This window comes from uncultured Roseobacter sp. (genome assembly GCF_947496515.1).
Classification (GTDB): domain Bacteria; phylum Pseudomonadota; class Alphaproteobacteria; order Rhodobacterales; family Rhodobacteraceae; genus Roseobacter.
Genome location: NZ_CANMDB010000004.1, coordinates 63,483 through 76,087, shown reverse-complemented (window position 1 = coordinate 76,087; position 12,605 = coordinate 63,483). Strand labels below are relative to the sequence as shown.

Here is a 12,605-nt window from a genome sequence, read left to right as displayed (position 1 = left end):
TATCGTGCTGCGCTCTGCGTCCTCTCACCACCACAGCGCGAGGCGCCAAGGATTCGATTTTCTGCTGAGAGAAAGTGGTCGGAGCGAGAGGATTCGAACCTCCGACCCCCTGTACCCAAAACAGGTGCGCTACCAGGCTGCGCCACGCTCCGACGCGCTCTCTTTAGGCGAGGTGAAAGACTTTGAAAAGCCCCCAAACGCATTTCCCGTCGAGGCTGCCTGGGGCGGTCCGGCTCCAATCAAGGCTGCCAACCCGGCATCGGCGGTTTGCCTTGTTGCGCGACCGCGACCCAACCCTGATCAACCCGTTGACGCGCTGCCAATACACCGCAGCCTCAGCACTGCCACTGCGCTGCATCGGGCGCAAAGCTCGGGTGGCGCAGCTGCGATCCCTCGGTAATGCCCATGGCCGTGGCCAGACCACCGTTGATCTCCAACACATGGGTCAGCCCGCTGCCGCCGGGAATAGGGGTCTCATCGAGCGGTTGCGCCGAATGGTGGATGTGCTGAACCGTGCCTGTCGGATCAATGAAGATGATATCAAGCGGGATAAGCGTGTTGCGCATCCAGAACGACAGGGTTTGCGGTTTGTCGTAGATAAAGAGCATGCCAGCGGAACTCGCCAGATGTTCGCGGTGCATCAATCCTTGCGCCTGCTCTGCCGGATCGTCGGCAATCTCGACGGCAAAGCGTGCCTGCCCCCAGTCGCCCCGCAGATACACCGCCTCTTCATCGCATTGCTGTGCCGCGACCGCCCCGGCGGTCAAACTGAGGAGCAAAGCGAGAGCGGCAGCCCTCATGTGCCGCCGGTGTCCAGTGCTGCCTCCCAGGCAAAAACCTCCGCCGCCATGTGTCCGCGTTTTCCCTCGATCACGCGCAGGGCCAGCGCCTCCCCCGGGCCGAGATCCGACAGTCCAGAGCGGCGCAGCACATCCATATGTAAAAAGATGTCCTCCCGGCGGCCGAAGACATTGGCAAACCCAAAGCCCTTGCCTTTGTCGAACCACTTGACGCGGGCAGGCTCCAGCGGGGCCGCGGCAACAACCGCGGGGTCCATGGCCGCAATGTCCGACAAGCCGACCGGCTCATCCGCCACAGGTGGTACGAGGGCGAGAACCTGGGTTGCCTGCACGCCACGATCCGTGCGCTGAACCTCCAGTTCGACGCGCGCGCCGTCGGCGACCGAACTCTGTCCAAAATTGCGCAGAACATTCACGTGCAGAAGAATATCCGGACCACCGACGTCCGCGACAACGAAGCCGAACCCCTTTACCGGATCAAACCATTTAACAAGCCCGGCCACGGGCGAGGTTATGTCGTCGGTCTTGTTCACTCGACTACTTTCAATCAACGATACATCTATTAACACAGTCTTGCGCGAATTAACTTTCTTCTTTCAAGGCCAAACAATAAAAACTTAGGTCAGGCTTCCTCGCTACAGCCCAATTTTATTTTGCACAAGCGCGCTTTTAGGATGTATTTGCCGCGCTTTCTCGCCGGGGTTGAATCCACCCGCCGCACGGCAAAACCGCGGCAGCGAATGATTTCCATCAGGGGTTGAGGCGGGTGACCGACCAGTCGGCGGATAGGTCTTGGCGCCGCCAGACAAAGCGGTCGTGCAGCCGGAACTCGCCATCTGCCCAGAACTCGATCTCCAGCGGCGTGATGCGAAAACCACCCCAGAAAGGCGGGCGGGGCGGGTTGGTGCCCTTGGTCGCGGTCACCTTGGCGACCTCCGCCATGAGTGCGCCGCGGCTGGAAAGCGGTTGGGACTGACGCGACGCCCAGGCGCCCAGGCGGCTTTTCAGGGAGCGGGTCGCGTAATACGCATCTGCCGTCTCGCCGTCCTCCCGGGTGACCAGACCGCGCACCCGGATTTGACGGCGCAGGCTCTTCCAGTGCATCACAAAGGCGGCTTTTCCCGCGCTGTCGAGCTCTGCTGCCTTGGCGCTTTCGTAGTTGGTGTAAAAGACAAAGGCATCCGCCTCGACCCCTTTCAGCAAAACCATCCGCACATTGGGCAGGCCCGTGTCATCGACCGTGCTCAAGGCAATGGCGTTGGGGTCGTTGGGCTCTGTCTTCTCAGCTTCGGCCAGCCAGCGCTCCGCTATCCGAAAGGGATCGTCGCCCGCGAATTTGCCGTCTCTCTTTTCCATGATGTCCCCGTTCATGTGTCCACGGGCAAAGGAAGCCCACGCGCCTCAAAGGTCAAGAGCGGTGACACGACCTTGATGGCCCCTGCGCAATCGCCTAAAGGACGAGAACCGATACGTAACGAAATGACGGACCGAGGGACTTTCATGGGCAACGATCTTCTGGCCGGTAAACGCGGGCTGATCATGGGGCTGGCCAACGATAAATCCATCGCCTGGGGGATCGCCAAGGCCTGCGCGGATGCGGGTGCCGAGCTTGCGTTTTCCTACCAGGGCGACGCGCTGAAAAAGCGGGTGGACCCGCTGGCAGCACAGCTAGGCAGCGATATCGTCCTGCCTTGCGACGTGGGCGATGAGGCGTCCATCGATGCGCTGTTCGAGGCGCTCAAGGGCCATTGGGACAGTCTCGATTTCGTGGTCCACGCCATCGGGTTCTCCGACAAGTCGGAACTGCGCGGCCGCTACGTGGATACCAGCCGCGCCAATTTCGCCATGTCCATGGACATCTCCGTCTACTCCTTCACCGCGGTGGTGCAGCGGGCGGAGAAGATGATGAAAGACGGCGGCTCCTGCCTGACGCTGACCTATTACGGCGCCGAAAAGGTCATGCCCCATTATAATGTCATGGGTGTGGCCAAGGCCGCATTGGAGGCATCCGTGCAGTATCTGGCCGAAGATCTGGGCAAGGACGGCATCCGCGTCAACGCGATCTCCGCCGGGCCGATCAAGACGCTGGCCGCCAGCGGCATCGGCGATTTCCGCTACATCATGAAGTGGAACGAATATAACTCTCCCCTGCGCCGCAACGTGACCACCGAAGACGTGGGCAAGGCGGCGCTCTTCCTGCTCTCCGATCTTGGTTCCGGGACCACGGGCGAGAACCTGCATGTGGATGCGGGCTATCACGTGGTCGGGATGAAGGCGGTGGATGCGCCCGACATGAGCAAGGACTAGAGCATGAGCATCGAGAGCCTGGTCGCCTTCAACCTCGTGCTGATGGCAGCGATTGCGAGCCCGGGGGCAGCGCTCTTGTACTTCATCAAGACCTGTGTCGCGGCAGGCCAGACGGCGGCGATCGCCACCGGCATCGGACTGGCGCTCGCCGCGGCGATCTGGACACTGGCGGCACTGCTGGGGCTGGAGGCGGTCTTTCGCCTGTTTCCATGGACCTACACAATCCTCAAGGTGGGCGGCGCACTTTATCTGATCTGGCTTGCAGTCCAGATCTGGCGCCATGCGCGCGACCCGGTGGGCGAGGCGGCGGCACCCCGGGGTCGGGCATTCCTGTCCGGTCTGCTGATCAACGCGGGCAATCCCAAATCCATGCTCTTTGCCGCGGCGGTCATTGTGGTGGTGTTTCCCAAAGGGCTGAGCGCCCCCGAGATCGCCCTGATCGTCGCCAATCATTTCCTGCTGGAAGTCTGTTTCTACTCGGGCTTTGCGCTGCTGCTCTCAAGCGGGCCGGCGCGACGCGGGTATATGAGCGCCAAACCTGTTCTGGACCGGATCGCCGCATCCATACTGGGCGCGTTGGGTCTGCGCCTGCTGATCGAGAGGTAACCCATGATCAAGGATCCAAGCCGCCTGCCCCACGAGAAAGGGTTTCACGTCAGCTGGGACCAGATGCACCGCGACAGCCGCGCGCTGGCCTGGCGGCTGGACGGGCAAGGCCCGGACGGCGGCGGATGGCGGGCTGTGGTGGCGATCACCCGCGGCGGCATGGCGCCCGCGATGATCGTGGCGCGAGAGCTCGACATCCGCACGGTCGATACGATCAGCGTCAAATCCTACCATTCCGGTGGCGGCAAGGCGGATGAGCGTCGCGAGGCGGAGGTGCTCAAATCCCCCGATGCGCAGATGATGGGCGACGGCACCGGTATCCTGATCGTGGATGATCTGGTGGACAGCGGCAAGACGCTGGAGCTGGTGCGTAGCCTCTACCCAAATGCGCATTTCGCCACTGTCTATGCCAAACCCTCGGGTGAGCCGCAGGTGGACACCTTCATTACCGGTGTCAGCCAGGATACCTGGATTTTCTTCCCCTGGGACATGGCGCTGCAGTATGTGGAACCCTACCGTGGCACCGACTGACCGCACAGCAAAGGGCATGCGCCGATGAGCGTGGCACGCACCGCCGCCACCTTTGCCCCGCCGGTGATGGAAGCGCGGCGCTGGCTGGAGGGTGTCACCTTCACGCAAGCGCGCCCGCTGATCAACGTCAGTCAGGCCGCACCGGTGGACCCGCCACCGCGGGCACTGCGCGAGGCCATGGCAGAGATCGCGCTCACCCGGGATGACGCGCATCTCTACGGGCCCGTACTCGGTCTGCCCGACCTGCGCGCCGGGCTGGCGGAAGAGACCACACGGATCTACGGCGGAGAGGTCAGCGCGGATCAGATCGCGATTACCTCTGGCTGCAATCAGGCCTTTGCCGCGGCCATCGCGACGCTCTGTGCCGAAGGGGATGAAGTCATCCTGCCGGTGCCGTGGTACTTCAACCACAAGATGTGGCTCGATATGTCCGGTGTGCGCAGCGTTGCCTTACCCACCGGGACGGACCTGCTGCCTGACCCCGATCAGGCAGCCTCCCTGATCACGCCGCGCACCCGGGCGATCGCGCTGGTCTCCCCCAACAATCCCGCAGGGGTGGAATACCCCCCTGCCCTGATCAGTGCCTTTTTCAATCTGGCGCAGCGGCACGGGATCGCGCTGATCCTCGACGAAACCTACCGCGATTTTCATGAGAGGGACGGCGCACCCCATGATCTCTTTCAGCGCCCCGACTGGGCGCAGACGCTGATCCATCTTTACTCCTTTTCCAAAGCGTACCGGCTGACCGGGCACCGGGTGGGCGCCATGGCGACCGGAGCCGCGCGGCTGGCGGAGGTGGAGAAATTCCTTGACACGGTCGCAATCTGCCCCGGTCAGCTTGGCCAGCACGCCGCCCTCTGGGGCATGCAGAACCTGCGCGATTGGCTGGCGGGAGAACGCCGTGAAATTCTGGCACGGCGCGCCGCCATCGCAGCGGGGTTCCCAAAGCTCGGCGCGCTTGGTTGGTCGCTGCTGGGGCTCGGGGCCTATTTCGCCTACCTGCGGCATCCCTTTGCTGCGTCATCGGACGTGCTGGCCCCTGATCTGGTGCGCGACCAAGGCATTCTCTGCCTGCCGGGCACCATGTTCCACCCGGGTGGCAGCGACAGCGGCAAGGCCCAGCTGCGCATCGCCTTTGCCAATCTGGACACACCCGGGGTCGGCACGTTTTTCGACCGGCTCGCAGAGGTCGACAAAGCCCGCTGAGGCTCTTGCTCCCCGCTGCGCGCGCGCATAGACAGAACGCCAATGCGCATGAGCTGCGCAAGAGAAGGGGTGACATGGCCAAGGGCGCGTCCAGTATTTCGAAAACCGCGGTGTGGATCCTGCTGGGTCTGCTGATCCTGGGGCTTGCGGGCTTTGGTGCCACCAACCTGTCGGGCAATATCCGCACCATCGGTACGGTTGGCGATATGCCAGTGTCCGTGGACAATTATGCCCGCCAGCTGCAACAGGAAATCCGCGCCCTGCAGCAGCAGACCGGCCAGGCGATGCCTTTTGCGCAGGCGCAGGCCATCGGGCTCGACCGGGCGGTGTTGCAGCGGATCGTGGCACAGCGCGCCTTGGATCACGAAGCGGCCCAGATCGGGCTGTCCATCGGAGACGGGAACCTGCGCGACCAGATCCTCGACATTCAGGCCTTCCGCGGCATTGACGGCGAGTTCGACCGCGAAGGCTATCGCTTCTCGCTGGAGCAGAACGGGCTATCCGAACAGCAGTTCGAAACGCAGCTGCGGCAGGAAGTGGCGCGCACGCTGCTGCAGGGGGCGATCCTCGGCGGTGTGGTCATGCCGGAGGCCTACACCGAGACGCTGGTCAATTACGTGGGCGAGCGGCGCAGCTTTACCTGGTCGCGGCTGAGCGAGACCGATCTGGCGGAGCCCGTGGCAGCACCCGAGGCCGCGACCCTGCGCGCCTACTATGACGAGAACATCGACGCCTACACGCTGCCCGAGACCAAGAAGATCACCTATGCGCTGCTCAGCCCGGACGCGATGATCGACCAGGTCGAGATTGCCGACGAAGACCTGCGCGACGCCTATGAGCAACGGTCCGCAGAATTTGATCAACCCGAGCGGCGTCTGGTGGAGCGGTTGGTGTATCTCGATAACGCAGCGGCAGAGGCGGCGGCGGCCTCGCTTGAGGCGGGCGGCAGTTTCGAGGATCTGGTTGACGCGCGCGGGCTTGAGCTTGCTGATACGGATATGGGCGATGTGCGCGCCGAGGATCTGGGCGCCGCAGCCGACGCTGTCTTTGGGGCAGAGGTCGGTGCGGTCGTGGGGCCCCTGCCCAGTTCGCTGGGTCCCGCGCTTTTCCGGGTGAATGGTGTGCTGCCCGCTCAGTTTGTGCCCTTTGAAGAAGCAGCACCCCTGTTGCGCCCGGCTGTCGCTGCAGACCGCGCGCGCCGTCTGGTCGATGCACAGGCCGAAAATCTCGATGACCTGCTGGCCGGTGGTGCCACTCTCGAAGAGCTGGCAGCCGATACGGATATGGTGCTGGGTCAGGTTGACTGGACCCCACAGAGCGATGCCGATATCGCCGCCTATGAAGGCTTTCGCGAGGTGGCGCGCGCCGTCACGTTGGATGATTTCCCCGAGATCGCACAACTGGCGGATGGTGCGCTTTTTGCCCTGAGGCTGGATGAGGTGCTGCCCCCCCGCCCCGCGCCCTTTGAGGATGTGCGCGACACGGTTCTGGCCGATTGGCAGGCGGAGGAGGTCGCGCGTCTGCTGACCGCTCAGGTTGAGGCGCAGCTGCCGCAGCTGGAAGAGGGGACGCCTTTCGCCGATCTGGGGTTGAGCGCGGTGCAGGAGGTCGATCTGCTGCGCAGCGATTTCGTGGGCGAGCTGCCGCAGGGGTCAATGGCGGAGATCTTTGAGATGGAAGCGGGCACGGCCCGGATCCTGCCGGATGCAGGGGCCGTCGTCGTTGTGCGCCTGGACGAGGTGAAAGGCCCCGCCGAGGACGCACAGACCGACCAGATCCGCGAACGGCTGGCCGAGCAGGCAGGTCAGGCGCTGGCGCAGGACATCTACCAGATCTTTGGCAATGATGTGACCAGCCGCGCCAACCCGCAGATCAACCCGCAGGCCCTGCAGGCCGTGCATGTGAACTTCCCCTGATCCATGAGCCTGACGCCGGAGTTCAGCGCCTTTGACGCGGCCTACGCCCGGGGTCGCAACCAGATCGTCTATACCCGTCTGGCAGCCGACCTCGATACGCCGGTTTCCCTGATGCTGAAGCTGACCGGGGCCGCCGAGAACGCCTTCGTGCTGGAATCGGTCACGGGCGGCGAGGTGCGCGGGCGCTATTCCATCATCGGGATGAAACCTGATCTGATCTGGCGCTGCCGCGGGGAGACGAGCGAGATCAACCGCGCCGCCCGCTATGACGCCGATGCCTTTGAACCGCTGGAGGGCGGCCCGCTCGATACCCTGCGCGCACTGCTGGCAGAGAGCCGGATCGACCTGCCCGAGGATCTGCCCCAGGCCGCCGCCGGGCTCTTCGGGTATCTGGGCTATGACATGATCCGGCTGGTGGAGCATCTGCAGGACGTCAACCCCGATCCGCTGGGCCTGCCCGATGCGGTGATGCTGCGACCGTCGGTGATCGCCGTGCTGGACGGGGTGAAGGGCGAGGTGACGGTGGTCTCCCCAGCCTGGGTCAACGATGGCCAGTCGGCCCGCGCCACCTATGCACAGGCGGCAGAGCGGGTGATGGACGCGGTCCGCGATCTGGAGCGCGCCATGCCCGCCGCCACCCGCGATCTGGGCGAGGCGCAGACGCCCGATGCGCCGGTGAGCAACTTCACCCACGACGGCTACAAGCGCGCCGTCGAAAAGGCCAAGGACTACATCCGTGCCGGTGACATCTTTCAGGTGGTGCCCGCACAGCGCTGGTCCCAGGAGTTCCGGCAGGATCCTTTCGCGCTCTACCGCTCGCTGCGGCGGACGAACCCTTCGCCTTTCATGTTCTATTTCAACTTCGGCGGCTTTCAGGTGATCGGCGCCAGCCCCGAGATCCTGGTGCGGGTCTTCGGCAACGAGGTCACGATCCGGCCCATCGCAGGTACCCGACCGCGCGGCGCAACCCCAGAGGAGGATCGCGCGCTGGAGGCTGATCTGATGGCGGATCAGAAAGAGCTGGCCGAGCACCTCATGCTGCTCGATCTGGGGCGCAATGACGTGGGCCGTGTGGCCAGGATCGGCTCCGTCCGCCCCACCGAGGAATTCATCGTCGAGCGGTACTCCCACGTGATGCACATCGTGTCCAACGTGGTGGGCGAGCTGGCGGAAGGCAAGGATGCGCTCGATGCGTTCTTTGCGGGCATGCCCGCAGGAACGGTCTCTGGCGCGCCCAAGGTCCGCGCCATGCAGATCATCGACGAGCTGGAGCCCGAAAAGCGCGGTGTCTACGGTGGCGGTGTCGGCTATTTCAGCGCGGGCGGCGATATGGACATGTGCATCGCGCTGCGGACCGCGGTACTGCAGGACCAGAAACTCTATATCCAGGCGGGGGGCGGCGTCGTCTATGACAGCGACGCGGAGGCCGAGTTTCAGGAAACGGTGCACAAGTCCAACGCAATCCGGCGCGCAGCGGCAGATGCGGCACGCTTCTCCGGCAACGGTAACGGATAACCGATGGCGCGCGCGGCCTTTGAGATCGGCGGCCACCGCGTCATCCCGGGCAGCGTCGAGACGGTCAACCTGCCCGTCTCCACCCTGCCCGATCACACCCCTGTCACCCTGTCGGTTCAGGTCCACCATGGCAAACGGGCGGGGCCGTCGCTGTTTGTCTCCGCGGCAGTGCACGGCGATGAGGTGATCGGGGTCGAGATCGTGCGCCGCCTGCTGCGCGCACCTCAGCTGAAATCGCTGCGTGGCACGCTTTTGGTGGTGCCGGTGGTCAACAGCTTCGGCTTTCTCAACCGCTCGCGCTATCTGCCGGACAGGCGCGATCTCAACCGATGTTTCCCCGGACACCCCTCTGGGTCACTGGGCGCGCGGCTTGCGCATATCTTCCTCAACGAGGTCGTCCGCCGCTGCGATGTGGGCATCGATCTGCATTCTGCCGCGATCCACCGGACGAACCTGCCGCAGATCCGGGTGTCGCCGGATGATGTGACGACGCAGGCCATGGCGCAGGCGTTTGGCACCCCTGTGGTTCTGACGTCGCCCCTGCGGGAGGGCTCGCTCCGGGGGGAAGCCGCGGCACGGGGCACGCCCGTCCTGCTCTATGAGGCGGGTGAAGGGTTGCGGTTCGATGAAATGGCCGTGCGCGCGGGCGTTGCTGGCATCCTGCGGGTCATGCGCAGCCTCGATATGTTGCCCGCCAAGGGCATCGCAAAGGCCAAGGCGGCACCCTACATCTGCCCGTCGTCCAAATGGTTGCGCGCACCGGCCGGTGGTCTCTTGCGCACCTTCCGGGCCGAGGGCGAGATCGTCAAGGCAGGCGATGTGCTGGCCAGTGTCGCCGATCCCTTTGGCGAGGTGGAAACTGATCTGGTAGCGCCTGCGGATGGCATCCTGATCGGCCGCGCGATCCTGCCCGTGGTGAACGAAGGCGACGCTGTCTTTCACCTCGCCGCCCTCGCGCCAAGGTCCTCGGACGGGACTGTCGAGGACCTCGCGAGCCAGCTCGAAACCGATCCACTCTTTGACGAAGACGAGATCATCTGAGCGCCGCAGTAGCGCGATTACACCCCGGTTTTCGTCAATTTTTGCGTAAAAACCCCGCCCGCAGTCTCATTTATCGCCACCTTATTGAGGATGGTGAAACGCGCCTTTGGTAGGGATTTCCGCGCGAGTACGAGGTCGTGCGGAGGCCACAGACCCACCTCATCACGCGGAAACGGGGTCCCATTGAAGGACACAGCAAAAAAGATGATCCGACGGGTTTTCCGCCGGGTCCACATCACCAACCCCGAGACCCTGTGGAAACGCTATCTTCTGGGTCTGGTGCTGGTGTTTGCGACCATCTTTTCGGCGCATTACGCGTCCATTTCCGCGATCAGAGAGGCGGAGGATCACCGCGAAACCAGCCTGATCAGCACGCGGCAGGTGATCCTGAGCCAACGCATCCTGTTTCTGATGCGCGAGGCTGAAACCCACCCTTCCGAAGAGATCGAGGCCCGGTTAAGAACGGCGATCGACCTCTTCGCGACCTCTCATGACTGGCTGATGGCCAGAGCCGGGATGACCCCCGAGCTGCAGCACCTTTACTTTGACGACGAGACCTTTCCGCTGGACTATTTCTCTCGGCGCTTCGTGACGACGGCGCGCTATTCCCTGACCGCGACGGGGCAGGTCAAAGCCAACATGCAGAACCAGATGGTCGCACTGGGCCAGCAGGATCTGCTGTCGGCGCTCTACACGGCATCCGAACTCTACGATGCGAGGTCCATGGCGCATAGCCGCTGGTTACAACGGATCGAGGCGACCGCACTGGGGCTGGCGCTGGTCGTTTTGCTGATCGAGGGCGCGTTGATCTTTCTGCCGGCACAGCTGTCGGTCAGTCGCACGATCCGCAGGCTCGATCGGCGGCGCAACCAGCTTCTGGCCTCTTTCGAGGCGCTGCGTGTGCGCAACACCGAACTGACGGCGGCGCGCAACAATCTCGCGCATGCGGCCAATCACGATCCGCTCACAGGGCTGCTCAACCGTCGGGCGCTCTACAGCCATTTGGCAGCATTGCAGAAAACAGGCGGCGGCGATGTGGCGCTGAGCCTCATGAAGATTGATCTCGACAAGTTCAAAGCAGTCAATGACAGCCTCGGACACAAGGCTGGCGATGAGGTGCTGGTAGAGGTCGCGCGCGTGCTCCTGAGCCATGCGCGCACCGATGATCTGGCGGCACGGATCGGCGGCGATGAGTTTGTGATCGTGATCCGCGCGCCTCAGTCCATCGATGCCATCGAGCAGCTGGGCAACCGGTTGATCGACGCGATCAGCCAGCCCATGCAGCTGAGCGCGGGGCAAGGAGAGGTCGGCGCCAGTGTCGGCTTTACCATGGCCACCTCCAAGGGTGTGACGCCGGATCAGCTGCTGATCGAGGCGGATCTGGCGCTCTACAAGGCCAAGCGCAGCGGTCGAGGCCAGACCTGCGCCTATTCCGACGACCTGCGCACCGAGTTGGACAGGCGCAAGACGCTCTTTGCCCAGATTGACCGCGCCCTGGCCTTCGATCAGTTCGAGCCGCACATGCAGCCGCAGCTGTGTCTTGAGACGGGGCGGATTTCGGGATGCGAGGTGTTGGCCCGTTGGCGCCATCCGGAACGCGGGATCATCCCGCCCGCCACCTTCATTGCCGCGGCAGAAGAGGCTGGGCTGATCCGGCAGATCGACCTGATCATGGTTGAAAAGGGACTCAACCTGCTGGAACGCTTTCGCGCCGAAGGGATGGAGATACCGGCCATCTCGGTTAACGCGTCCCCTGCAACCCTGCGGGATCCGCATTTGTCCGACCGGCTGCTGCAAGAGGTCCTGACCCGCGGTATGCGGCCCGCAGACCTGACCGTCGAAGTGCTGGAGAACACGCTGATCGAGGCCGATGACGACGAAGCGATACGGACGGTCGAAAACCTGACGCGCGCCGGGTTTCCGGTGCTTCTGGATGATTTCGGAACGGGCTATGCGTCCATGTCGAACCTGTCGCGGCTCAGGATCAGCGGCATCAAGCTGGACCGCAGCCTGATCGATCCAATCCCAAACACCCGGGCCGAAAGCATCATCTCGGCGCTGGTCGCCCTGTCCCGCAGTCTCAGCATGCGGGTGGTGGCCGAAGGGGTGGAGACACAAAAAGACATCAGCGCGGTCAGCGCGCTTGGGTGCGACATCGCCCAAGGGTTCGCGATTGGTCACCCGATGGAAGAGGCCGCGTTTCGTGCCTGGTACGCCCGTTTCACCGGCGAGACAGGGACCCGCAAAGCCTAAGCTCGGCACGCTGTTCTTCGGGCAAAGGGGCGTTGCATATCCGTCAGCACAGATGGCGCGCAGTGCAGCCTCTGCCCCGGTGCCTTTTTCCAGCAGACACAGCTGACCCTGACCCCGGTCCGGGTTCTACTGCCTTCGCTGACCTCCGTCCGCCTTATCACCGGTCGACAATACGACACCGCCCAAGACCGCCCAAGATCCCGGCAGACAGAACCAAAGGACGTTTCGGTCCCAAGCCACCCGTTGGCGCCGCCGGGCCGTTGGTCGCAAGGAAGTAAGGCGCGCTCCACGACCATGTACCGGTTCGTCGCCCTAACGACTGCGCGGTCGGCTCAACACTGCTCACGCGAGCCGAGGGCGCGGACGTGGGTCGCGAAAATTGCGAGGGTTGTCTGGTTGTAGAGGCACGCGACGACATGTGAGGAAGTCA

Annotated in this window: 11 protein-coding genes and 1 tRNA gene; 8 read left to right on the top strand and 4 right to left on the bottom strand. The window is 63.7% G+C overall.

Translation table 11 applies throughout. The features are described 5' to 3' along the window. Positions 1 to 75: 75 nt before the first annotated feature. The 4 genes from Q1A53_RS09210 to pdxH all read right to left on the bottom strand — a co-directional run bounded on the left by Q1A53_RS09210 (position 76) and on the right by pdxH (position 2,156). Positions 76 to 152: transfer RNA gene (locus Q1A53_RS09210), tRNA-Pro, on the bottom strand. A 183-nt stretch (positions 153 to 335) separates the two neighbouring features. Further along, positions 336 to 800: a DUF192 domain-containing protein gene (locus Q1A53_RS09205; protein WP_299965452.1), complete on the bottom strand. Its 465-nt coding sequence runs from the start codon at positions 798 to 800 to the stop codon at positions 336 to 338. Then, positions 797 to 1,333, bottom strand: coding sequence for a cold-shock protein (locus Q1A53_RS09200; RefSeq protein ID WP_299965450.1), 537 nt, complete (start codon positions 1,331 to 1,333; stop codon positions 797 to 799). Before Q1A53_RS09200 ends, Q1A53_RS09205 begins: the two co-directional genes overlap by 4 nt. Positions 1,334 to 1,550: 217 nt before the next feature. Then, on the bottom strand, positions 1,551 to 2,156 hold the full coding sequence (pdxH, locus tag Q1A53_RS09195) for a pyridoxamine 5'-phosphate oxidase (RefSeq protein ID WP_299966066.1): 606 nt from the start codon (positions 2,154 to 2,156) through the stop codon (positions 1,551 to 1,553). A 144-nt stretch (positions 2,157 to 2,300) separates the two neighbouring features. On the opposite strand from pdxH, the gene fabI reads away from it, so the two are divergent. The 8 genes from fabI to Q1A53_RS09155 all read left to right on the top strand — a co-directional run bounded on the left by fabI (position 2,301) and on the right by Q1A53_RS09155 (position 12,175). Then, entirely contained in the window at positions 2,301 to 3,107 is an 807-nt protein-coding gene (gene fabI / locus Q1A53_RS09190) for an enoyl-ACP reductase FabI (RefSeq protein ID WP_299965447.1), read from the top strand. 3 nt (positions 3,108 to 3,110) lie between these two features. Beyond that, positions 3,111 to 3,713, top strand: a complete 603-nt coding sequence (locus Q1A53_RS09185; protein ID WP_299965445.1) for a LysE family transporter — start codon at positions 3,111 to 3,113, stop codon at positions 3,711 to 3,713. Between the two features lie 3 nt (positions 3,714 to 3,716). Next, the gene (gene gpt / locus Q1A53_RS09180; RefSeq protein WP_299965443.1) at positions 3,717 to 4,244 is read left to right on the top strand and encodes a xanthine phosphoribosyltransferase; all 528 of its coding nucleotides are present in this window, start codon (positions 3,717 to 3,719) and stop codon (positions 4,242 to 4,244) included. A gap of 24 nt (positions 4,245 to 4,268) precedes the next feature. Beyond that, entirely contained in the window at positions 4,269 to 5,450 is a 1,182-nt protein-coding gene (locus Q1A53_RS09175; protein ID WP_299965441.1) for an aminotransferase, read from the top strand. A gap of 74 nt (positions 5,451 to 5,524) precedes the next feature. Continuing rightward, a complete protein-coding gene (locus Q1A53_RS09170; RefSeq protein WP_299965438.1) occupies positions 5,525 to 7,366 on the top strand; it encodes a peptidyl-prolyl cis-trans isomerase in 1,842 nt (613 codons plus the stop codon). A gap of 3 nt (positions 7,367 to 7,369) precedes the next feature. Continuing rightward, positions 7,370 to 8,881 carry an anthranilate synthase component I gene (gene trpE / locus Q1A53_RS09165; protein ID WP_299965435.1) on the top strand — a complete coding sequence of 504 codons (1,512 nt, stop codon included), beginning with the start codon at positions 7,370 to 7,372 and terminating at the stop codon, positions 8,879 to 8,881. Between the two features lie 3 nt (positions 8,882 to 8,884). Then, entirely contained in the window at positions 8,885 to 9,922 is a 1,038-nt protein-coding gene (locus Q1A53_RS09160) for a succinylglutamate desuccinylase/aspartoacylase family protein (protein WP_299965431.1), read from the top strand. Positions 9,923 to 10,126: 204 nt separating this feature from the next. Beyond that, positions 10,127 to 12,175, top strand: a complete 2,049-nt coding sequence (locus tag Q1A53_RS09155; RefSeq protein WP_299965428.1) for an EAL domain-containing protein — start codon at positions 10,127 to 10,129, stop codon at positions 12,173 to 12,175. Positions 12,176 to 12,605 lie beyond the last annotated feature (430 nt).

Bases quoted from the DNA above. Each gene is read 5' to 3' on its own strand.
- Q1A53_RS09205 (WP_299965452.1), bottom strand. From the start codon at position 800: ATGAGGGCTGCCGCTCTCGCTTTGCTCCTCAGTTTGACCGCCGGGGCG.
- pdxH (WP_299966066.1), bottom strand. From the start codon at position 2,156: ATGGAAAAGAGAGACGGCAAATTCGCGGGCGACGATCCCTTTCGGATA.
- fabI (WP_299965447.1), top strand. From the start codon at position 2,301: ATGGGCAACGATCTTCTGGCCGGTAAACGCGGGCTGATCATGGGGCTG.
- Q1A53_RS09185 (WP_299965445.1), top strand. From the start codon at position 3,111: ATGAGCATCGAGAGCCTGGTCGCCTTCAACCTCGTGCTGATGGCAGCG.
- gpt (WP_299965443.1), top strand. From the start codon at position 3,717: ATGATCAAGGATCCAAGCCGCCTGCCCCACGAGAAAGGGTTTCACGTC.
- Q1A53_RS09175 (WP_299965441.1), top strand. From the start codon at position 4,269: ATGAGCGTGGCACGCACCGCCGCCACCTTTGCCCCGCCGGTGATGGAA.
- Q1A53_RS09170 (WP_299965438.1), top strand. From the start codon at position 5,525: ATGGCCAAGGGCGCGTCCAGTATTTCGAAAACCGCGGTGTGGATCCTG.
- trpE (WP_299965435.1), top strand. From the start codon at position 7,370: ATGAGCCTGACGCCGGAGTTCAGCGCCTTTGACGCGGCCTACGCCCGG.
- Q1A53_RS09160 (WP_299965431.1), top strand. From the start codon at position 8,885: ATGGCGCGCGCGGCCTTTGAGATCGGCGGCCACCGCGTCATCCCGGGC.
- Q1A53_RS09155 (WP_299965428.1), top strand. From the start codon at position 10,127: ATGATCCGACGGGTTTTCCGCCGGGTCCACATCACCAACCCCGAGACC.